The sequence below is a fragment of the Cupriavidus sp. HMR-1 genome (assembly GCF_000319775.1).
Taxonomy (GTDB): domain Bacteria; phylum Pseudomonadota; class Gammaproteobacteria; order Burkholderiales; family Burkholderiaceae; genus Cupriavidus; species Cupriavidus metallidurans.
In genome coordinates this window covers 1-21,274 of the sequence record NZ_ANKP01000030.1, presented here as the reverse complement: position 1 = coordinate 21,274, position 21,274 = coordinate 1, and the positions used below count along the sequence as shown (strand labels likewise).

Annotated in this window: 21 protein-coding genes and 1 pseudogene; 9 read left to right on the top strand and 13 right to left on the bottom strand. The window is 64.6% G+C overall.

The window, feature by feature from the left end:
* Positions 1-95: 95 nt before the first annotated feature.
* Positions 96-1,910 (top strand): tannase/feruloyl esterase family alpha/beta hydrolase, encoded by a 1,815-nt coding sequence (locus D769_RS04090; protein ID WP_008642360.1) that lies wholly within the window; start codon positions 96-98, stop codon positions 1,908-1,910.
* Positions 1,911-1,930: 20 nt separating this feature from the next.
* Here D769_RS04090 and D769_RS04085 read toward each other — a convergent pair whose 3' ends face one another.
* Positions 1,931-2,461 carry an AAA family ATPase gene (locus D769_RS04085; protein ID WP_008642359.1) on the bottom strand — a complete coding sequence of 177 codons (531 nt, stop codon included), beginning with the start codon at positions 2,459-2,461 and terminating at the stop codon, positions 1,931-1,933.
* Positions 2,462-2,611: 150 nt separating this feature from the next.
* Here D769_RS04085 and D769_RS04080 point away from each other — a divergent pair, with 150 nt between their 5' ends.
* Complete coding sequence (locus tag D769_RS04080; RefSeq protein ID WP_008642358.1) at positions 2,612-3,082, top strand: carboxymuconolactone decarboxylase family protein; 471 nt, start codon at positions 2,612-2,614, stop codon at positions 3,080-3,082.
* Positions 3,082-3,942: a sigma-70 family RNA polymerase sigma factor gene (locus tag D769_RS04075; protein WP_008642357.1), complete on the top strand. Its 861-nt coding sequence runs from the start codon at positions 3,082-3,084 to the stop codon at positions 3,940-3,942. Before D769_RS04080 ends, D769_RS04075 begins: the two co-directional genes overlap by 1 nt.
* Positions 3,943-3,968: 26 nt before the next feature.
* Here the strand turns inward: D769_RS04075 and D769_RS04070 are convergent, their stop codons facing one another.
* On the bottom strand, positions 3,969-4,787 hold the full coding sequence (locus D769_RS04070; RefSeq protein WP_008642356.1) for a class I SAM-dependent methyltransferase: 819 nt from the start codon (positions 4,785-4,787) through the stop codon (positions 3,969-3,971).
* A 66-nt stretch (positions 4,788-4,853) separates the two neighbouring features.
* Entirely contained in the window at positions 4,854-5,093 is a 240-nt protein-coding gene (locus tag D769_RS04065) for a DUF2789 domain-containing protein (protein ID WP_008642355.1), read from the bottom strand.
* 205 nt (positions 5,094-5,298) lie between these two features.
* Here D769_RS04065 and D769_RS04060 point away from each other — a divergent pair, with 205 nt between their 5' ends.
* Complete coding sequence (locus tag D769_RS04060) at positions 5,299-5,784, top strand: VOC family protein (RefSeq protein WP_008642354.1); 486 nt, start codon at positions 5,299-5,301, stop codon at positions 5,782-5,784.
* A gap of 26 nt (positions 5,785-5,810) precedes the next feature.
* On the opposite strand, the gene D769_RS04055 is transcribed toward D769_RS04060, so the two are convergent.
* The 5 genes from D769_RS04055 to D769_RS04035 form a co-directional block, all read right to left on the bottom strand.
* The gene (locus D769_RS04055) at positions 5,811-7,262 is read right to left on the bottom strand and encodes a TIGR01777 family oxidoreductase (RefSeq protein ID WP_008642353.1); all 1,452 of its coding nucleotides are present in this window, start codon (positions 7,260-7,262) and stop codon (positions 5,811-5,813) included.
* The gene (locus D769_RS04050; protein ID WP_040010876.1) at positions 7,259-8,140 is read right to left on the bottom strand and encodes a DUF393 domain-containing protein; all 882 of its coding nucleotides are present in this window, start codon (positions 8,138-8,140) and stop codon (positions 7,259-7,261) included. The genes D769_RS04055 and D769_RS04050 overlap by 4 nt, the downstream gene beginning before the upstream one ends.
* A gap of 48 nt (positions 8,141-8,188) precedes the next feature.
* The gene (locus D769_RS04045; protein ID WP_085959050.1) at positions 8,189-8,656 is read right to left on the bottom strand and encodes a DUF2269 domain-containing protein; all 468 of its coding nucleotides are present in this window, start codon (positions 8,654-8,656) and stop codon (positions 8,189-8,191) included.
* Positions 8,629-9,951: an SDR family oxidoreductase gene (locus D769_RS04040; RefSeq protein WP_008642350.1), complete on the bottom strand. Its 1,323-nt coding sequence runs from the start codon at positions 9,949-9,951 to the stop codon at positions 8,629-8,631. The genes D769_RS04045 and D769_RS04040 overlap by 28 nt, the downstream gene beginning before the upstream one ends.
* 73 nt (positions 9,952-10,024) lie before the next feature.
* Complete coding sequence (locus tag D769_RS04035; protein WP_008642349.1) at positions 10,025-10,552, bottom strand: MarR family transcriptional regulator; 528 nt, start codon at positions 10,550-10,552, stop codon at positions 10,025-10,027.
* 214 nt (positions 10,553-10,766) lie between these two features.
* Between D769_RS04035 and D769_RS04030 the strand changes: the two genes are divergently transcribed.
* The 4 genes and pseudogenes from D769_RS04030 to D769_RS04015 all read left to right on the top strand — a co-directional run bounded on the left by D769_RS04030 (position 10,767) and on the right by D769_RS04015 (position 14,533).
* Entirely contained in the window at positions 10,767-12,107 is a 1,341-nt protein-coding gene (locus tag D769_RS04030; protein ID WP_008642347.1) for an LLM class flavin-dependent oxidoreductase, read from the top strand.
* 127 nt (positions 12,108-12,234) lie between these two features.
* Positions 12,235-13,056: a MetQ/NlpA family lipoprotein gene (locus tag D769_RS04025; RefSeq protein ID WP_008642345.1), complete on the top strand. Its 822-nt coding sequence runs from the start codon at positions 12,235-12,237 to the stop codon at positions 13,054-13,056.
* Positions 13,057-13,071: 15 nt separating this feature from the next.
* A pseudogene (locus tag D769_RS04020) lies at positions 13,072-13,836 on the top strand (methionine ABC transporter ATP-binding protein); the annotation flags it as partial.
* Between the two features lie 40 nt (positions 13,837-13,876).
* Positions 13,877-14,533, top strand: a complete 657-nt coding sequence (locus tag D769_RS04015) for a methionine ABC transporter permease (protein ID WP_035884536.1) — start codon at positions 13,877-13,879, stop codon at positions 14,531-14,533.
* A gap of 59 nt (positions 14,534-14,592) precedes the next feature.
* On the opposite strand, the gene D769_RS04010 is transcribed toward D769_RS04015, so the two are convergent.
* From D769_RS04010 to D769_RS03990, 5 genes are all read right to left on the bottom strand, one after another.
* On the bottom strand, positions 14,593-15,858 hold the full coding sequence (locus D769_RS04010) for an acyl-CoA dehydrogenase family protein (RefSeq protein ID WP_008642332.1): 1,266 nt from the start codon (positions 15,856-15,858) through the stop codon (positions 14,593-14,595).
* 131 nt (positions 15,859-15,989) lie between these two features.
* Positions 15,990-17,051, bottom strand: coding sequence for a tRNA 2-selenouridine(34) synthase MnmH (mnmH, locus tag D769_RS04005; RefSeq protein WP_008642331.1), 1,062 nt, complete (start codon positions 17,049-17,051; stop codon positions 15,990-15,992).
* On the bottom strand, positions 17,048-18,121 hold the full coding sequence (gene selD / locus D769_RS04000) for a selenide, water dikinase SelD (RefSeq protein ID WP_008642330.1): 1,074 nt from the start codon (positions 18,119-18,121) through the stop codon (positions 17,048-17,050). The genes mnmH and selD overlap by 4 nt, the downstream gene beginning before the upstream one ends.
* Before the next feature lie 108 nt (positions 18,122-18,229).
* Positions 18,230-19,894: a rhomboid family intramembrane serine protease gene (locus D769_RS03995; protein ID WP_081596765.1), complete on the bottom strand. Its 1,665-nt coding sequence runs from the start codon at positions 19,892-19,894 to the stop codon at positions 18,230-18,232.
* A gap of 182 nt (positions 19,895-20,076) precedes the next feature.
* Positions 20,077-20,727, bottom strand: a complete 651-nt coding sequence (locus D769_RS03990) for a LysE/ArgO family amino acid transporter (RefSeq protein ID WP_008642328.1) — start codon at positions 20,725-20,727, stop codon at positions 20,077-20,079.
* A gap of 74 nt (positions 20,728-20,801) precedes the next feature.
* Between D769_RS03990 and D769_RS03985 the strand changes: the two genes are divergently transcribed.
* Positions 20,802-21,274 (top strand): ArgP/LysG family DNA-binding transcriptional regulator (locus D769_RS03985; protein ID WP_008642327.1); only part of this gene is annotated, 473 nt, incomplete at its 3' end.

Below are 21,274 nucleotides of genomic sequence, written 5' to 3'. Positions count from 1 at the left end.
CGCCTGCCAGCGAACTTGCTCCCCCTCTGACGTTGAGGAGGGGCAAAGGCTCTTCCATTCCAATTCACTAGAGAAGACCGTTCCAGGAGATATCCATGAGCTCTCGGCATCGTTCCGGGCTGTTTGCGCACGCCTATTTGGGCGCCACTTCATTCCTCACGTCGTTCACCATCTGCGTGGCGGCTGTCAGTCTCGCCGGTTGCGGTGGCGATGGCAGTTCCAGTGCCACCACCAGCACGTCCTCGGGGTCCACCTCGACGAGCACCGGCTCCACCACCACGGCCACCACGCTGCAGGTTGTCGCGCCGGTCATCGACTGCTCGCAACTGGCCTCGGTCGACATCACGGACATCGGCGGTGCCGGCAGCAAGATCGCGTCGGCGACGATCACCACCACCACCATCAACGGTGCCAACGTGCAGCTCTGCACGGTGAAGGGAACGCTGGCGCCGTCGAACACTTTCGCAGTGGCGCTTCCGGTCAGTACCTGGACGCAACGGTTCGCCGAACTCGGATGCGGCGGCTTGTGCGGCAACGTGAGCGATCCGACCAAGCAAAGCTCGTTCAGCTTCAGCTACAACTGCCCGCTGGTGCAGCAGGGCGGGTTCGTCACGGCAGCGACCGATATGGGACATACCGGTTCGGATGCGACGTGGTCATCGGATACGCAGAAGCAGGCTGACTTTGCCTATCGCGGCCAGCACATCACGACGCTCGCGGCGAAGAAGCTGATCAAGTCCTACTATGGGCAGGCGCAGAAGTACTCGTACTTCGTGGGCTGCTCGGATGGCGGACGCGAAGCGCTGATGGCCGCGCAGCGCTATCCCAACGACTACAACGGGATCGTCGCTGGCGCCCCGGCAGCCCATTTCCAGACGCAGAACTCGCTGTATCACGGCTGGAGTGTGGTGTCGAACAGCACGACCGGCGATAACACCGGCAACGTCGTGCTGTATGCGGACAAGGCAAAGGTACTGCACAAGGCCGTGGTCGCGGCCTGTGGTGGAACCAGCGGCGCGCCGGACGGCCTGCTCGCAGATCCGCGTACGTGCAACTTCAATCCGGTTTCGATCCAGTGCGCCGCTGGCGCGACGGACACCAGCAATTGCCTGACGGCGGCCGAAGTCACCACGGCAAGCCGGATCTACAGCGGCCCGACGGACACTACCACCGGCAAGCGGATGCTCGCGGGCTCGCCGCAATTCGGGTCCGAGGCAAACTGGATCGGCGTGGAGGTGCCGAATTCGAACTCGACCGATGCGCCGGCGCCGGTAACCAGCCTGTTCAGCAACATGATCGTGACGGGTGCCTACAACCTGATCTTCACGGGCTCGCCGACCATGCCGAACATCAACACGTTCGGCTATCACGATGGCAACTTCTATACCGACTACCTGGCTGCCAATCATCCACTCAACGATGCCACCAATCCTGATCTGTCGGCCTTCCAGAATGCGGGCGGCAAGCTGATCCTGTGGCATGGCTGGGCGGACCAGCATATCTCGCCGCTGTTCACGATCGCTTACTACGAAGCCATGCAGAACACGATGGGCACGTCGGCCGTGGATGCATTCGCGCGGCTGTACCTGGTGCCTGGCGTGGGCCATTGCGGCGGTGGGGAGGGCAATCCGAACATCGACCTGGTATCGCGGATCACGGCCTGGGTGGAGCAGGGCACGGGGCCCAGCAGCGTCATGACGTACCAGACCGACACGTCCAGCAATGTCACGGCGTCGCGCCCGGTCTATCCGTATCCGGCGGTGGCCATGTACAAGGGTTCCGGTGACTGGCATGACGGCGCGAACTACGTCAGCGGCGGTCCGCTGTACAACGTCGCGACGGCGGCATGGGCGGGATCGAGCTTCTATACGCCTTACACCGCGAAGGTTCAGGGGGTGGCTGCGCCTTGAGCGTGCGGAGGGCGCCGGATCTATTTGGGTCCGGCGCCCTCGATGATCGCGTTCCGGGCCGCCAGCACGCTCTGCAGCCTGGCTTCGACGGTCCCATCCCCCTCCAGATACAGTACCGGACAACGCAGATTCTGCAGCCACTGCCGATGCTTTTCGAGGCTACGGCCTTCGGCGGTGCCTGCATCGTATTGGGCAGCCCACTCGAGAAATTCCGGATCAGCCTTGCCGAAGCGGCGTTCTTCGCGCAGCTTGAGCCGCGCGAGGCGGATCGGCGTCGGTACGTACAGAAAGACCACCAGGTCGAAGGCGTGTTCCAGCGCTTCCCCCCACGCCATCACCGCCCCCGCCACGACGGTTTCGGGGCGCGCGCGCAGATCCTTCAGCAGCCGGGCACAGCGTTCCTCGGGTTCGAATTTCACCTGATACGGCGGGTTGGTGGGGCGCCAGAAGTAGTCATCCGTTTCGAGGGCGTGCGTCTGGGTCGCTTCGGCGATGGCGTTGGCCAGGGTCGACGTGCCTGAGCCTGCTGCGCCGGTAATCAGGATCTTCATGCCGGTCGTATTGTGGGGGAGGGGGAGGTGGGCGTTCGATTGTAGCAAGGCGCACTTTTCGGCCTCGCTCACAAATATTTTCCGCTTCGATGTCACAAGCAAGGGGGCTCGTTCGTCATGTCATCGTCACCCACACAAGGAGATGAAACCATGACTGCAAGACTCGACCCATTCGCCGCCGCTCCCGTCCAGATGAAGTCCTGGATGGGCACATCCATTGCCATAGCCGGGGGCCTCGAGCCGAGCCTGGTGTCGCTGGTTGAAGTCCGCGCGTCGCAGATCAACGGATGCGCAAACTGCATTAACATGCACACGACCCAGGCACGCGAACGCGGGGAGACGGAACAGCGCCTCTATCTGCTGTCTGCCTGGCGAGAGGCGCCTTGCTATACCGATCGCGAGCGCGCGGCACTGGGCTGGACCGAAGCCATGACCCGGTTGTCCGAAGGGCACACGTTCGACCGTGCCAGCGCGACGCTCAGGGAACACTTTACCGAGGAGGAGCAGGTGAAGCTTACGCTCATGATCAACGTGATCAACGGCTGGAACCGGCTCGCGGTCGGATTTGGCCTCTGGGTCGATCCGGCGGCTGCCAAGGCCGTGGCCAAGGCAGCCGCGTGATGGTGGCGGACGCCGGCTTATCGGAAGCCGCGGCGAGCTTCGAGCCGCTGCGGCCCAAGCTGATCCGCGTCGCGTACCGGATGCTCGGTTCGGTCGCGGATGCGGAGGACGTGGTGCAGGAAGCGTTCATCCGCTGGATGAACGCCGAGCGCGCCGAGGTGCGCGTGCCCGAGGCGTTCCTGCGGGGCATGGTGATGCGGATGTGCCTCGATGAGCTGAAGTCGGCGCGTCACCGGCGCGAAACCTACATCGGTCCATGGCTGCCCGACCCGGTCGTCGAGGAAGAGGAGCAGGACGACGTCACGCTGCCGCTGATGCTGGCGCTCGAACGCCTGTCGCCTCTCGAGCGCGCGGCGTTCCTGTTGCACGACGTGTTTGGCCTCGCGTTCGATGAAGTGGCCGCGACGATCCAGCGCGAGCCGGCCGCGTGCCGGCAGCTCGCGGCGCGGGCGCGGGCCAATGTGAGGGAATCCCGCCCGCGTTTTCAGGTCGAGAAGGAGCGGGGCCTGGCACTCGCAAGGGCATTCTTCGACGCCTCACGCAGCGGAGACATGGGTACGCTCAGCACGATGCTGGCGGCCGATGTGAGCCTGCATGCGGACGGTGGCGGCCAGCGCCCCGCGATTGGCCATCCGGTGTTTGGCTTCGACGAGGTGATGCGTGTGCATGAACAACTGTCGAAATACTTCCTGAAGAATGGCTCGACCTTTATCCGCGCGGCTTTCATCAACGGGTTACCGGGCATCGTCACGCGCGAGTCCGACGGCGAACTGCAGACGACGGCGCTAGAGATCGAGGACGGCAAGATCGCGGCGATCTATGTGGTGCGCAATCCGGACAAGCTGCGGCATCTGCACTAGCAGCCCGAGCCGTCAACGCATGACGATCAAGCCCTGGCGCTGAACACGTGCGCCTGAATCTTTCCGCTGACCGGACCGGGACCGAACTCCCTCGTCAACGCCTCTGCGCAGGCGAGCGTGGCATTCACCAGCGCATCGGGTCCGAATGCCTCCAGTTCGCCGCGTAGCGGCGTTCCCTGGCAGAAGGCGATGGCAGGCGTGTTGGCGTCCACGGCACGGCTTTCGGCGGCGACGGTCGCGCATGTGGAGGCTTCGGAAAAGCCGCCGAGTCTCAGATCGGCCGCCACGACCGCCGGGTCGTGATAACCATGAGGCGTGCGCGCGAGAAACACAGGCGGCTTGTCCGGAAATATGCCGGTCAGCGTTTGCGTTACCGTATGCGCGAACGCGTTTTCCTCGATGCGATCCCACACGTTGAAGAGCAGCACGCCCCCGGGTTTCAGCACACGGCGCGCTTCGGCGAAAGCCTTGTGCTTCTCGGGAAAGAACATCGCCCCGAACTGGCAGATCACCAGATCGAAACTTGCGTCGGGGAAGGGTAGCTGCATGGCGTCGGCCTGCTGCCACGTCAACGGCCGCGAGGTGCCGATGGCGGCGGCGCGATCCAGCATCGGTCGGTTGAGGTCGGTGGCCACGATCGACGTGCCGTCGGGCAGGGCACTTGCCAGCCGCCGTGTCAGCGCGCCAGTTCCCGCAGCAACTTCGAGCACGTGTGTCGGCGCAAGTGCAGCAGCACGCGCGGCGAGGTCCGCCGCGTATGGTTCGAAGATCAACGGGACCATCAGCGTGTCGTACAACTCCGGAACGGAGCCTGCGAAGACGGTGTCTGTTCCATGCGATGTCATGGCTCGCCTCTTGTCCCTGCCCCCGGTGTCGAGTGCCGGGGTGTCGATCCAGCTTGCTAAAGCTAGCTAAGCGGGGGCGCGTAGCGCCAGGTTCAACTGGTCCACCGTTTCCGCCCAGTCTGCATCTTCGGCGATCTCGTCGCGCAGCAGCGATGCCTGGGCGGGAGTCCAGAATGCAGCGTCCCAAAGTTCGACGTTCTGCGGAAGCGGCGAATGCTTCGCAATGAATGCGCGGATATCGCTCTCGTCCGATGGCAATCCGAGCTGGGCGAAGAGTTCGGAGAACTGGTGAAACGGGGCATCCATGGGGAATCTCCGGTTGATCAGTTGGATCTGGGCAAGGCACTCCCTACAAGATAGCAGCCAAAGCCGCGAACTGGCTGACTTCTCCATTCGTGCGCGGTGGTGTCATCAATACCTGCGTCGGTCCTCATACTGTGAGACATTGTCGTTTCCCGAGAACGGCACCGGGCTTGTGGACGCCGGTGCCTGACGTTTCAGGAGGTACGAGATGTCCAGCAAGAACACGATCTGTCTGTGGTACGACGGCGATGCGCTTGACGCCGCGACTTTCTATGCCAAGACCTTCCCCGACAGCGCCGTCGGCGCCGTATTCCGCGCACCTGGCGACTATCCCGATGGCAAGCAGGGCGATGTCCTGACGGTGGAGTTCACCGTGGCGGGCATTCCCTGTGTCGGTCTCAATGGCGGCCCGCATTTCAAGCACAGCGAGGCGTTCTCGTTTCAGATCGCCACTGACGATCAGGCTGAGACCGACCGGCTTTGGAACGCAATCGTCAGCAACGGTGGCCAGGAAAGCGCGTGTGGCTGGTGCAAGGACCGGTGGGGATTGTGCTGGCAGATCACGCCGCGCACGCTCCTGGCTGCAATCACGGACCCCGATCGCGCGGCGGCCAAACGGGCGTTCGATGCCATGATGACCATGGGCAAGATCGACATCGCCACGATCGAGGCGGCACGGGCGGGCCGAAGCTAATACCGAAGCTAGTGCCGGAGCGAAGCTCAATCCCCGGTCAGATCGCGCAGTGCCGATTCGGCGGCAGGAAAGCGAAACGCGAAGCCCTCCCGTTGCAGCCGTGCCGGGATCACCCGCTGACCTGCAAGTAGCAATTCACTCATCTCGCCCGCTGCCCACCGAAGTGGCGCCGCGGGCAGATGGAACCACACGGGCCGGCGAAGCACCTTGCCGACAGTACGAGCGAACGCTGCTTGCGTCAGGCAGCCCGGCGCGGTCGCGTTGTAGACGCCGCTCATGCCCGGGTCCGACAACGCCCGCGCGAGGATACGCAGCAGATCCTCGCGATGAATCCAGCTCATCACCTGGCTGCCGTCTCCCAGTCGCCCGCCCATGCCGAAGTAGTGCGGCAGCATCATCGATGGGAGGGCGCCGCCGGGGCCGAAGACCACGCCGAGCCGCAGCACGACCATGCGGAGGCCGTAGTCGCGCACCGGCTCGGCGGATTCTTCCCATCTCCGACATAGCTCGGACATAAAGCCACCCCCGGGCGCGCTGTGCTCGTCCAGCAGTTGATCGGCATCGCGTGCGCCGTAGAAGCCGATAGCGGATGCCTGGATCCAGATGGCAGGTTTGTGCGTGGCATGACTGGCCCAGCGCGCGAGCGCTTGCGTGACACCGACGCGGCTGGCCAGCAACTGCGCACGCCGCCGCGGGCTCCAGCGCGGCCCCAGTACTGGGGCGCCGGCCAGATTGATTACCGCGTCGAACCGTTCCTGTGCGTGCAATGGATCGAGGGACGTCACGCTGCGGGCGCGGCCGGCGAACTGATATGCAGCGCGCAATGGGTCGCGTGCCAGCAGCGTGACGGTATGGCCGGCATCGAGGAGTTGGGTTACGAGCGTCTCACCGATGAATCCGGTGCCGCCCGTCACCAGAATGCTCAGGTGCGATTGTCCGGCGAAGGGATTGATGGACTCGCCGCGACGACTCATGCGTCTCGCGGCGAGTCCATCGCGAATGCCAGACACTGTCACCCCTGCGGCGGCGAGACTCAACAGCCAGCCGCGCCAGCCGAAGTTTGTGATTGCCAGTCCCGTGGGTGCCTGGAACCACTCGACAAGCTGAATCGCGTACAAGCCAAACAGCGCGCCGCCATTGATGGCCAGCAGCGTGTGAAGCACGCGCTCGGTGGCCGGGAGCTTGCGGCTTCGATCCTCCACGACGAAATCCCAGAGCGTCAGCCATATTTCCACCGCCACGAGGCCGGCGATGGCGAATGTCCAGGCGCCAAAGAACTTGAGATTGGCCATCGACGCAAACAGCACGCCGTACAGCACGGCGCGGATGGCGTGGATGGACAGCTCTCGCCGCGCGCGGGGGCTGTGTGGCAGGCCTTGCGTCAGCTCGTGGTGGTAGAGCGTGTCGAAGGCGCCCATCAGCGCCTGCACGATCAGGAGATTGATGGCCCAGTCCAGGGCCGGCAAGGTGGTGTTCATGCTGCGTCCTTTCGCCACAAATAGAGTAATGGTGGAAGCATCGAGAGCAGTGCCACCGCGTCGACCACCACATGCGGCCAGACGTGCGCCTGCAGCGAGATCAACAAGTCTTGCGGCGCCCAGACCAGCAGGCCGACCAGCAACCACCCCCATGCCATCCGGTGTCGCGTTCGGTTGCCCAGATGCACCAGCGCCAGCATCCATATCGCCGAGCATTGCAGGGTGGCGCCAAACAGCGCGATCCACCAGACCTGCTGCGCTCTGGCATGCGCGGGCGCCGCGCCCGACCAGAACGATTGCTCGACGATGCGGTGGTACGTATCAAAGAGCGTTGCGTCTGCCGCCCACGGCATGGCGGCGCCGACAAGCAGATGCGCGATGGCAGCGGCGTACATCCAACGAACCGCAAATTGGCGGGTATCTCGCCGAGAGGGACGGTCCTCAGCCGCATCGGTTGGTCCCTTGCCGCTGAGGAACGGATTGCCAGTGCCACAGGCATCGCCGTCACAGGCCGTTGCGGTGCCGTAGCCCAGCCAGCGTGAAAGCGTGTAGCGATTGCTTGCGAAGGCGCGGTACAGGCTCGCCATTACACGACGCAGCCCAGGTACCCGCAACGGCAACACCAGCCAGCCATGTCCCGCCAGCGTGTAGGCCGCGATCATGCAGTCGATGCCGACGAGCAGGCGGCCATCGGGCGTGCGGCCATGCAGCTCGCGGTTCAGTGCGGCGAGATCCACGTTCAGCGGCGAGCAATCGAAACCCTCTTGCGCGATATCGACGAAAGCCAGCCGGTGTTGTGTGTCCCATGCGCTCAGGCGCTGCATCTCGGCGGCGCAGAACGGGCATTTGCCATCGAAGTAAAGAACCAGCGCGTTCATCTGGTCGCCCTCCATTTGTCGTTCAACGCATCCGCGCATACCAACCGCTCACATCGGCTTGAACACCATCAGCGCGAACACGGCCACCGTCGCGGCGAATGCCGGATAGCCGAGGTATTCCCAGCGGCGCGCATCGCGCCAATAGGACGCCGGCAGTGGCGTGCCACGTTCGTGCGCGGCCATTGCCGTCCGGGACATGCGGATCTGGTACCACACCACCGGAAGCCAGCAGGCGCCCGCGAACAGATAGAGCGCGGCGGATGCCACGATCCATAGCGCGTTCAGCGGATATCCGGCCAGATGGAGCATGTAGGCGCCGGACAAGGGCTGGACGATGACCGCAGGCGTGGTGAACCACCAGTCCGCCCGCACCACGAGACGCGAGACCACGGCGATGGCTTCGGTCGAGCCCGAGCGGTTGGCGAAGAACAGGTAGAAGGCCGTCCCGAAACCGGTGCCGACCAGCACGACGGACGAGATGATGTGAATCACCTTGATGGCGAGGTATTCCATGATTCCTGCTCCGCGTAGAGGATGAAGAGAATGGCGAGAATCGGCAGGTTCTTGAGCACCGGCCCGAACGGATGCCAGAGAAACTCCGGCAACGCGACGGCGATGATCAGCGAGTAGCCGGCTACAAGCGCAGCCTGAAGCGCCCATAGCCGGCGTGACGGATAGCGCAGGCATCCGACGGCCATCGCCGCATCTACGAAGACCGCGGCGTATAGCGTCACGATGGCGGGCGTGCCATGCAATCCGACTGCGCCGAGCAGTGCCAGGCTGTCGGCAAGCGGGTAGGCGAACAGCGTGACCAGTGCCGTGGCCAGCCAGACAAGGGCCATCACGATCCGCAGCATCGGCATACGCCATGCGCCAACGGCGCGATGGCGCAGGAATTCGGCTTCACCGGGTGCGATGAAAGTGCCAATGGCGCGTGGCCGATGCCCGAGCAGGCGCGTCAGCGGCGCGGCATCGCCATGACACCCGCGCCGGAGCATTCGCCACGTGTCGGGGGTCAGCTTCGACCCCGGCACGCAACGCGCCACATACGCGGCCATCGTCATGCACGGGGCGGGAATGGTCGCCCACATCGGCGCTGGCAGCTGCATTCTCTGGCGATAGGTGTCCAGCATCGCCCGATATGACATGCGGCTTGCGCCGACGACCTCAATGCACTGGCCCGGGGGAATAGCCGGAGCGATGGCAGTGACGACGGTATCCACGAGATCGTCGATATGAACCGGTTGAAACCTGGCCTCGCCAAGTTCTGGCACCGGTATCACCGGAAGACTCGCCAGGGTACGAAACATCGCGGCGGAGTTGCCGTCCTGGGCGTACACGAGCGATGGATAGAGGACCTGCCACTGCACGGGCAAAGCACGCAGCACGTCGTCCGCCGCGCGCTTGCTGTGAAAGTAGGGCGTGTCGCCGCGATCCGCGCCAAGCGCCGAGATCTGGATGACGCGGCCCACTCCGGCCTTCGCGCAGGCGCGGAACAAGGCTGCCGGCGCCAGGTGACGGACGGCGTCGAAGCGATTCGTGCCGGTTTCGACGATGATGCCGACGGCATTGATGACGACGTGCATACCCTGCACGCGCGGAAGCCATTGCTCGATGGTGGTATCGGTCCTGAAATCCATGGCGACGTCACGGGCCGATGTCGGCCTGCGCAGACCGCGAATCACCTCATGCCCTTGCGCTTCCAGGCGCTTGCACAGCACAGCGCCAATCAGGCCCGATGCACCGCACACCAGAACTCTGAGCCGCCTGCGATCCGCCATCCCCGCCGTTTCCTTCTTTTCGCTGTTCATACAGTTATTTCAGTAAAGACAGAAATAATCGGGTAAAAAAGAAACGGGTCGATGCCCGTTTCCGGTGGGAGCCTCAGCTACGTTTGCGTACCGCGTTGCTGATCTTCGCCGTCAAGCCCAGTGTCTTCATCAGCGTCTCCGGCTTCAGCCGCAGCATTTCATCGGCCAGCGTGCTCATGGTTTCGATGAACTTCAGGGTTTCCTCGATACGCTCGCGCGTTCCAGCGTCTTCTTCGCCGATCGCCGGGTTGTCGAGGCATTCCTGCAGCGCAACGGCCGTCGGATCGATCTCGCGCTGCCGGCGGCCGGCCACGATGAGCTTGAACAGTTCCCAGATGTCGGTCGACGTCTCGAAGAAGTCGCGACGCTCGCCCTTGATATGCACCACCTTGACGAGGTGCCAGGACTGCAACTCCTTGAGGCTGTTGCTCACGTTGGAGCGGGCCACGCCCAGGGTATCCGTGATTTCCTCGGCGTCCATGGGGCGCGCGGCCAGATAGAGCAGGGCGTGAACCTGCGCGACGGTGCGATTGACGCCCCAGCGCGAGCCCATTTCCCCCCAGTGCAGCACGAAGCGTTCGGCGATCGGTTTCAGTTCCATGCGTTGCATTCTATTCGTTCAGTTATTTCTGTCAAGAGAGAAATAACGAGGATGAGGCGGGAAGATGCCGCAGGGATGTTCCGGGCCGGAGGGCATAACGATATTGGCTTTCGTTCGTTCCTTCCTCCGGCACGCATCCCTATGCTGTCACGCCAAGGTATCCACCCATCGGGCTGGCGCGAGGCGCCGGAATGCCCGTCAGCAGACCGCAACCATGACCACTCCCGAGGCACCCCGCCAACTCCACCTGAATCTCAATGCGCTGCACGCCGGCTTTGTGCCGTCCGCGTGGCGCCTGCCGGAAAGCGATCCGCGCGCATTCGTCGATGTCCAGCACTACATCCGTCTTGCCCAGGTGGCCGAGGCCGGCAAGTTCGATGCGATTTTCCTGGCCGATAACGCGTCGATCGCTGACCAGATCAACTTTCGCCCAATCACTGCGCTGGAGCCGACCGTGCTGCTGGCGTGCGTCGCGGCGGCCACCACGCATATCGGGCTGGTGGCGACCGCATCCACGAGCTACAACGAGCCCTACAACATCGCCCGCCGCTTTGCCACGCTTGACCATGTCAGCGGTGGGCGCGCGGGCTGGAATGTGGTGACCACGGCCGATGCCGGTTCCGCCCGCAACTTTGGCCGCGCCGCGCCGCCGGATCATGCGCAGCGCTATGGTCGCGCGGACGAGTTCACGAACGTCGTCAAGGCGCTCTGGGATAGCTGGGAGGACGACGCTTTCGTCGGCGACCGGGCGACGGGGCTCTTCGTCGATACCGACAAGCTGCAGCCCATTGCCCACCACGGCCAGTACTTCAACGTCCATGGGCCGCTGAACCTGCCGCGCACGCCGCAAGGGTATCCGGTGCTGTTCCAGGCCGGCGGATCGCCGGACGGGCGCGAACTGGCCGCGCGCCATGCCGAGGCGGTGTTCTCTGCCTCGCAGTCCTTCGAGGAATCGCTGGCCTACCGTCGAGACATCAATCAGCGTGCCGAGGCACTGGGGCGTGGGCCCGGCGCCGTCAAGATCCTGCCGGGGCTGACCACGATCATTGGCGCTACCGAGGCGCAGGCACGCCGCCGGCGCGATGATCTGATCGACCTGATCCCGTGGGACTACAGCCTGAACCGGCTGGCGGGCACGCTGGGCATTGCGGTGGATCGTCTATCGCTTGATGCGCCATTGCCGGACGGTCTGCAACTGCCTGCAAACGGCAATCACACCTTCTTCCGCGCCACCCTCGCGCTGGCGCAGCGCGAGGGTTTGACCGTGCGTGCGCTGATACGCGAGCTGGCGGGCGGTGGTGGTCACCGCGTCATCGTTGGCACGCCGGAGCAGATCGCCGACGATATCGAGCACTGGTTCCGTCATGGGGCCGCCGACGGGTTCAATCTGATGCCCGACGTGCTGCCCGGTGGCGTCGAGGATTTCGTTGACGGTGTGGTGCCGATTCTTCAACGGCGCGGGCTGTTCCGCACGGAATATACGGGACGCACCCTGCGAGACCACATGGGGCTGGCACGACCCGCAGGCCGCACGCGCGAGCAGGCCGCGGCGTAGCGGCGTAGCGGCACGGCTCACGGTACATCGTCGCCGTACTTTGCATTTGCTACCTCGTATTCCTTCTTGGACCCGCGGCAGCGGCCTTCATAGACTGGTGCTTCCCAATACTTCCGCACCTTGCTCCATGAAACGACGCTCCGCACTTGCTTCCCTGGCAGCCCTGGCCATCGCGCTGTCGGCATTTTCCATCGGCACCGTCCACGCGCAGACGACGGGCAAGCCCCTCAAGGTGGGCGTGCGCGGCGGGGTCGATGAAGAGATCTGGGAGGTTGTCACGCGCGAGGCCGCGAAGAACGGCCTGAAGGTGGAGCCCGTGATCATCACGGGCACCGCCAGTCCGAACGAAGCGCTGAACAATGGCGACCTCGATGCCAATTCGTTCCAGCACATCCCGTTCCTGCGTGACCAGATCCGCCAGCGCGGCTACAAGATCGTCAACGTCGGCACCACGCTGATCTCGCCGATCGCCTTCTACTCGCGCAAGGTCAAGTCGCTGGAAGCGCTGCCGAACGGCGCGCGCATCGGCATTCCGAACGACCCGAGCAACCAGACCCGCGCGCTGGTCATCCTGCGTGATCACGGTCTCATCAAGCTCAAGGACGGCTTCGATCCGTCCACAGGCACGGCATCGCTGGCGGACATCACGGCCAACCCGCGCAAGCTCGATCTCGTTGAAAGCGCCTCGGTGGTACTGCCGCGCGCGCTGCCTGATCTCGATGCCGCAGCCATCATCAATACGTTCGCGTACCAGGCCGGGCTGATTTCCTCGCGCGACGGCATTGCCGTCGAAAAGCGCGAGAACAATCCCTACGTCAATGTGATCGCGGTGCGCGAGAAGGACAGGAACGCGCCGTGGGTCGCAACGCTCGTGAAGTCATATCAGTCCGAGGCCGTGCGCAAGTTCATCCTGACCAAGTATCAGGGATCGATCATCCCGGCATTCTGACGAGGGAGACTGGCAATGCACACCGTATCCCAGTTGCACGCGCGCGATCCCCATATCGTGTTCGAGCAGGTTGGCAAGATCTATCCTGGCGCGGCGACGCCCGCGCTGGCGGACGTGTCATTCTCGATCGGGCGTGGCGAGCGCTTTGGCATCATCGGACGCAGCGGCGCGGGCAAGTCGACGCTGCTGCGCACGATAAACATGCTCGAGCGCCCTGACGAGGGACATGTGCGCGTCGACGGCGTCGATATCGGCAGGCTGGACGAGAATGGACTGGTCGCGTTACGTCGGCGCATCGGCATGATCTTCCAGCATTTCAATCTGATGTCGGCCAAGACCGTCTTCGAGAATGTCGCATTGCCGCTGCGTGTAGCGGGGGTGGGGCGAGCGGAGACAGCGTCGCGCGTCAACGAGCTGCTGGCGCTGGTAGGGCTGGCGGAGAAGGCGAATGCCTACCCGGCGATGCTCTCCGGTGGACAGAAGCAACGCGTTGGCATCGCCCGCGCGCTGGTGCACCGGCCGGAGATCCTGCTGTGCGACGAGGCCACGTCGGCGCTGGACCCCGAAACCACGGAACAGATCCTGGCGCTGCTGCGCGACATCAACCGGCAATTCGGACTGACCATTGTGCTGATCACCCACGATATGGCGGTGATCGACGAAGCGTGCGATCGCGTGCTGGTACTCGATCACGGCCATGTGATGGAGCATGGCCCGGTCTGGCGTGTCTTCAGCGAACCGAAGGCCGACGCCACCCTCGCGCTGCTGCGTCCGCTGCGCAAACGCCTGCAAGCGCAGGCTCATTCTCCGGAGATTGTCGATCGTGTTGCCAATGGCTGAGAAGTACCTGAAGGCGCTGGGCGAGACCCTGATCATGACGACCAGCGCGTGCGCGGTGGTGTTCGTCACCGGCCTCGCGCTGGCGCTCGTTCTGACGGTCACCGCGCCCGCGGGCCTGGCGCCACGACCACGCGTGCATCGCACGCTGTCCGTGCTGGTGAACATGTTCCGGTCCGTGCCGTTCATCATCCTGCTGGTGGCGATGCTTCCGGTCACGCGGATGATCGTCGGTACCACGATGGGCATCTGGGCCGCGGTGGTGCCATTGAGCGCCCACCTGATTCCGTTCTTCGCCCGCGTTTCACAGGTGGCCCTCAACGAGACCGATTCCGGGCTGGTCGAGGCCGCGCGGGCCATGGGGTGCCGCCGCTGGCATATCGTGCGCCACGTGCTGCTGCCCGAGGCTCTACCTGCATTGATCGGCGGTGCCACCGTGACCGTGATCGCGATGATCGGCGCATCCGCGATGGCGGGCGCAGTTGGGGCGGGCGGGCTGGGCGACCTTGCCATCCGCTATGGCTACGAACGGTATGAAACCGCGGTGATGTTCAACGTGATCGTGATGCTGGTGGTGCTGGTCACGCTGGTGCAGTTCAGCGGAGAGCGGCTGGCCCGTCAGTTCGACCATCGCAGATAGCGGGCAATGCGCAGTCCCCACGTGAAAACGTGGGGACTTCCATGCGCGATCGGAAAAGATCAGAACAGGCCGGTCGTGGGCGGCGGCTCATCCTTGAGCAGCCAGGCGCCTACTGCCGCTGCCTTCCATTGGCGGGGATTGTGATTCGCCACGGTCCTGGCGTTGCGCCAGTGACGGTCCAGGTTGTACTGGCGGTCGCACGAGGAAGCACCGCCAACATCAAGGGCCAGCTCCGAAGCCTTGAGCGCGGCTGCAACGGTGAAGTACTGCGCCTGGGCAACGTCGATCGATGCCTGCGTCAGTGATGCGTTGCTCAGGTTGTCGGCCCAGGCAGCGTCGATGGTATCGGCGGCACGTAGTGTCGCGGCTTCGGCGGCAAAGACCTCGGCAGAGATCTGGCCAATGGTCTCCTGCACGTAGGGATCATCCACCGAGCGCTCTGCCGAGCTGTGCTTGATCGGGCGGGCCTTGTTGCGCGCGAACCAGACCGCATCGTTGAGCGCGTTGCGTGCGATGCCCGCCTCGGTGGCGGCAAGGAATAGCTGGAATACCGGCGAAACCGGGTTGCGGCGATCACGCGGCAGGAAACTGCCGCGCACCTCGTCCGCCTCCACACGCATGTTCGTGAAGCGCGTGGTACCGCTGGCCGTCAGCCGCTGACCGATCGTATCGAAGTCGTCTACCAGGTCCATGCCCGCGCGCTCGCGCGGCACGGTGAAGTGCGTTTCCTTGCCGGCTTCGTCCAGCGCGATCGAGCTGACCCAGTCCGCATAGAGCCCACCGGTGCTGTAGTACTTGGTGCCATTGACGAGGTAGTGGTCGCCATGGCGCACGATGGTGGCCTGGATGGCGCCCTGCTTGCCGCCGCGCTCCACGCCGCCGTTGCCGAAGATATGCCCGGCCAGCAGACGGCCGAACCAGCGTTTGCGATCGGCTTCGTTGTCGTGCGCGGCCAGCAGACCCTCCACCAGACCGAAGTTGGGACGCAGCGCCTGTGCGAGATTGGAGTCCACGGTCGCGAGTTCCATTACGAAGCGGATGGCATCGCGCAACGTGCCGCCCGGCCCGCCGTAGACCTTGGGAATGCGGAACGTGAGCAGGCCGGCGTCGGCGACCTCTCGCGCGAATGCGTAGGGCAGTTCGCGCCGGAGCTCGCGGATAGCCGCGCCTTCGGCAATCCGGGGCAGTAGCGCTTGCGCGCGCTGACGCAGGATGGCGACATCCGCGGCCGGCGGTAGTGCGTTGCCGGCCGGCGCGGGATGCGGGTGGTTCGATTTTGTCGCACCTGCAGGTGCGACGATTTGAAGTGCAGCTTCTGTAGTCACGGTACGGGCTTCTGCGCCTATCGGCGAGGGTTGCTCTGGGCCGTTCAGAGTAACCAATCCCGCCCGCGTCACTAAGCGCGAATTCCGCATGTCGTCGCTACCCGTCCGTATGAGACGCGTAGCGACCGGACTCAGGCGGGTTGCTGCTCCGCGACCGTTTGCACGATCGACGTGGCCAACGACTCGATGCCCTGCGCGGAGAGGCTGTCCGCGTGCACCACGCGCCGTGCTTCCCATTTGTGGAAATGCTTGCGTTGCGAGCGCGCGTAGGAGGGGTCGTAGTGCTCGGTCGCGAGTTCGCCGAACAGCTGGCGCAGGTTTCCTGTGGTCGCCATCTCCTGCCACGCGGCGATGATGGTCTTGCCGTGCAGTTCCTTCAGTCGCCCAAGCTGCTCGGCAAGCCAGGCGGGCCGATCGCCAAGATATGCATAGTCATGCAGCAGGAACGCGAGTCGCGTTTCTGGCGATGCGTCGATCTCCACACAGGCGCTGTCGCGCATGTGGGCAACCAGCGGCACCGGCAGATTGAGCTTGCCAATGCGCGCGCCTTCACCTTCCACATAAAGCGGCCGGGCCAGATCGACGCGCTCGATCACATCCGCCAGCGCGGTCTCGAACGCGGTCTGCGAAGGCTGGGCGACATCGGGCAATGCGCCGAGCAGCGATCCCTTGTGCCGGGCCAGCCCTTCGAGATCGAGCACCTGTTCGCCTTGCGCAGCCAGCGCATGAAGCACGCGTGTCTTGCCGCTGCCCGTGGCGCCGCAGATCACGACTAGCGGCAGGCGCGCGGCCTGCGAGTCGAGCACGTCGATGACGTGGCGGCGCCAGGCCTTGTAGCCGCCGGCAAGCTGTTGGGCATCCCAGCCCACCATGCGCATCCACGTCGTCATCGAGCCGCTGCGCAGCCCGCCGCGCCAGCAATACACCAGCGGCCGCCAGCCAGACGGACGATCGGCGAACTGCTCGCGCAAATGGCGGGCGAGGTTGGCTGCCACCATGGCACCACCGACACGCCGTGCCTCGAATGCGCCGACCTGCTTGTACAGCGTGCCGACGATGCGGCGCTCTTCGTTATCGAGAACCGGACAGTTGATGGCGCCGGGAATATGGTCGATCTCGAACTCCGCCGGTGAGCGGGCGTCGATGATCGTATCGAACGCATGGCGGTCTTCGACTCTTACGACAGGTTTCATGGGGTGACCGTCAGCCCGGGTTCACCGGTTTCCATGCGGCCCACCACGGTGGCTTCCGTGAAGCCCTGCTCGCGGAAGACGGCCAGCACCTTGTCCACGGCGCCAGGCGTGCAACTGATCAGCAGGCCGCCACTGGTCTGAGGGTCGGTGATCAGCGGTTGGGCAAGCTCGGGCAGGCCAGCGGTAAGTTCGACTTCGCTGCCATAGCCTTCCCAGTTGCGGCGCGATGCGCCGGTGATGAAGCCCTGTTCCGCCAGTGACATCACATTCGGCAGCAAGGGAATGCGAGGCCATTCCAGCACCGCGCGCAAGCCCGCGCCGCGTGCAAGTTCCAGCGTATGGCCCGCGATGCCGAAGCCGGTGACATCGGTGATCGCATGGACATCGTCGAGTTCGGCCAGGGCGATGCCGGGCGTATTCAACTTTGTGGTGGTGTCGATCAGCCGCGCGTATCCGGCATCATCGAGCTTTTCCTTCTTCAGCGCGGCGGACATCACGCCTACGCCGAGCGGCTTGCCGAGCACCAGCACGTCACCGGCGCGTGCGTCGCGGTTGCGTCGGATCTTCTTCGGATGCGCCAGCCCCATCACCACCAGGCCATAGATGGGTTCGACCGAGTCGATCGTATGGCCACCGGCGATGGGAATGCCAGCTGCCTGGCAAACGCTCTGGCCGCCCTCCATCACCCGGCCGATCACTTCGAGCGGCAACTGGTTGACCGGCATCGCGACCAGTGCGAGCGCCATGATCGGACGTCCGCCCATCGCATAGATGTCGCTGATGGCGTTGGTGGCGGCAATGCGGCCGAAGTCGAACGGATCGTCGACGATCGGCATGAAAAAATCGGTGGTGGCGATCAGCGCCTGCGTTTCGTTGAGCTGATAGACCGCGGCATCGTCGGACGTTTCGATCCCGACCAGCAGTTCCTTGGGGACCGGCAACGCGGCGCTGGAGCGCAGGATCTGGGACAGGACGCCAGGCGCGATCTTGCAGCCGCAACCGCCCCCGTGGGAAAAACTGGTGAGACGCAGCGGAGGCGTGGCCTCCACTTGGGGGGTGTTGGTGTTCATAGGGAGTGGCGTGGGCCCAGGCGGATCGGAGATAGGCCGTACTTTACAGTACGAGTCCGGCCCGCCTGGCGTCGCGCGATGACTGCCCAATGACTGCCTAGTGAATGCCTATTTCTTGCGCTTCTCCGCCAGGCGCGTGTTGATCCGTTGCGTCAGCCGCTCGATATCGGCATTCAATGCGTCGCCACGCGCGGCATCGGCGGGGACGTGTCTGTTGGCGCTGGCGTCCCAGACGGAATCCATGCGCAGGTACTCGTGCATGGCATCCGCCAGCAGGGTCATGTCCTGCAGCAAGGGCGCGCGCGAATCGCCGGGCGGCAGCGTGACGCGCACCAGACCAGACAGCGCCTGCTCGAAGGCGGGCGCGTGGAGGGTTCGGGTGCGCGCGTCGACCTCGCGCTCGGGCATCTTGCCGGCCTTCATGGCCTCGACATCGTCTTGCGTCGCCCGAAGCGCGGTCATGAAGCGATCGGCGGCCACTTCGAATTGTCGGGAACCGGCCAACTGGGCTCGCAGGGTCAGCGGTGCGGGCGGCGCGAACGCGGCCACACCGACCACCGCAACAATGGCCGTCATGGTGGCCATCAGCGTGCCACGCCGCAGTTTTTTTCGGTAAGTCTCCGGAGACAGCCGTACGGGCAGGCACAACGCCAGCAGCACGCCGCCGATCAAGCCACCCACATGCGCGGCGTTATCCACGCGCGTCGACAGGAAGCCCTGTGCGAGCGAGTAGCCGATCATGATCACGGCATCGCTGACGAGTCGATTGCGAATGTTCTGCGGCAGTTCGCGGCGATGCAGCAGTGCCGCGACAAGCAGCGCGCCGCCGATGCCGAACACCGCTCCCGAGGCACCGACGGACACCGAGGTCTGTGCCGCGAAATAAAGGCTCAACGCGCTGCCGAGCAAGCCGGCGCCAACGTAGATTAGCAGGAAGCTGCGCGTGCCAAAGAATCGCTCTACGTGCTTGCCGAGCAGGTAGAGCACCACCATATTGGCGGCCAGATGCTTGAGACTGCCGTGAAGGAAGGTGGCCGTCAGCAGCCGCCACCACTGACCGTCCTGCGTCAGCGCGCCAAGGTTGCCGCCCCAGTCAATGAGCATCTTTGGCGCGGCGCCATCTAGCGCGGCGCCGCGCGAAAGCATGATGAGCCAGACGAGCACGTTCACCGCGATCACGCTGTACAGGCCCCAGGTACGGGGCAGCGCCTGCATTTGCGCCACGAAGGCCCGCTCGGCAACAACGTCGGCGGACGGCGCGATGCCGGCCACGCGCATGTGGTGCGCCACCAGTGCCTGAACGAGTTGCTGATCCGGCTTGCGCAGCATGGCCAGTCGCACCTGAAAGGTGCGACGCGCTTTCCGCCGGCCGCCGGGCTTCGTTTCGACCGTTTCGATGACAAGGGTCTCGCCGGCGCCCCGCACGTCGCGTATTGCCGCACCCGCGATGTCTCGCCAGCGCAGATGGCGGCGTTTGCGCGGGAATGCCGTGGAACCGATGCCGCTGGCATCGATGGTCAGCAATGGTTTGCCGAGCGGCGCGTGGCGTCCCCATCCCCATTCAAAGAGGATCAGGATGCCTAGCAGCACTATGCTCATCAGAACGGAGCCGGCGTTTCCGCGCATGATGATCAGCATCAGCGCAGCCAGGCCCCCAAAGATGGCCCACAAAACCAGGCGCATGAACAGCGCCGCGCCAAACTGGCGCACATAGAAGGCGCCTATCGGGCGGGCAGGGGTGGCCCTTCGCCGCCAGCGTTGCGATTGCTCCATCGTTCTTCCCGAAACGGATTCAAGTTTCGCGTCATCTCGAGTGGCATTCCCGGTGACGGAGCCACGGCGCGCGTGACGCGACGATAGAGGCACTGCCTGTGCGGCGCAAGCTCCCCCGTTGGCGGGGTTGTGTTGTGTGGAGTAGCCCCTGTTGGACAGCCAGCCTTACATTGACTTCAAAGTCAGAAACTGCCAACCACCCGCCACACCAGCATCAACGACAACGCCAGCATCGTTACTCCAACCAGGGCATCCAGCGCCTGCCAGGCTTTGGGGCGGGCGAACCACGGCGCCAGCCAGCGGGCGCCGAATCCCAGCAGTCCGAACCAGACCACGCTGGCGGAGCTTGCGCCTGCCACGAACCAGCCGCGTAGTGCCGCCGGTTGCTGGGCGCCGATGCTGCCGACCAGCAGCACCGTATCCAGATAGACGTGCGGGTTGAGCAGCGTGAAGGCTGCCGCCTGAGCCAGCGCGGCGCTTCGGCCGAGGCCCTGGCCGCTGGTGCGGGCGCTTAGCTGGTGCGATTCCCGGGCGCGCCGCAGGGCCCGCCACCCATATATCGCCAGGAAGATGGCGCCGGCTGCCGCCAACGCGCGGGCAAGGCCGGGGCTTTCGCCAAGGGCCTGGGCCATGCCCATGACGCCTGCCGTGATCAACAAGGCGTCCGCCACTGCGCAGAACAGCACCACGCTGCCCACGTGTTCGCGTCGCAACCCTTGGCGCAGGACGAAGGCATTCTGCGCGCCGATGGCGACGATCAGTCCGAAGCTCAAGGCCATGCCTTGCAGCGAAACGGAAAAAGCGGGAGATGGGGCGGGGAGGGCGGTGATCATCCGAGGGAGCTTGCCTGTCTTTCTGGATGAAGACAAACTATCTTTCCTTCATCTAATTAAGTTGAGCTAAATCGATGCTGGACTACGCCGCGCTTTCCGCATTGGCTGCTGTGATTCGCGAGGGCAGCTTCGAGCGTGCGGCTCGCGCGCTCAACGTGACGCCATCGGCGATTTCGCAGCGCATCCGCTTGCTGGAAGAGCGCGTGGGCTGCGCGCTGGTGGTGCGTGACCAGCCTTGCCGGGCGACCGAGACCGGACGGCGGCTGTGCCAGCATGTGGACCGGGTGCGTTTGCTTGAGCAGGAGCTTCAGGGGGCGCTGCCGGCGCTGGCGCCCGAGGGTGTGACACGGGTGGCGTTGCCCGTGGCGGTGAATGCCGATAGCCTGGCCACCTGGGCCGCGCCCGCCATCGCCACGTTCGCGGCGGCGCATCCCGTATTGATGGAAGTGGCCGTGGACGATCAGGACCACACCACCGAGTGGCTACGCAGCGGCGCGGTCCTGGCCGCCGTGACGGGCACCGGCCGGCCCGCGGCAGGCTGCAACAG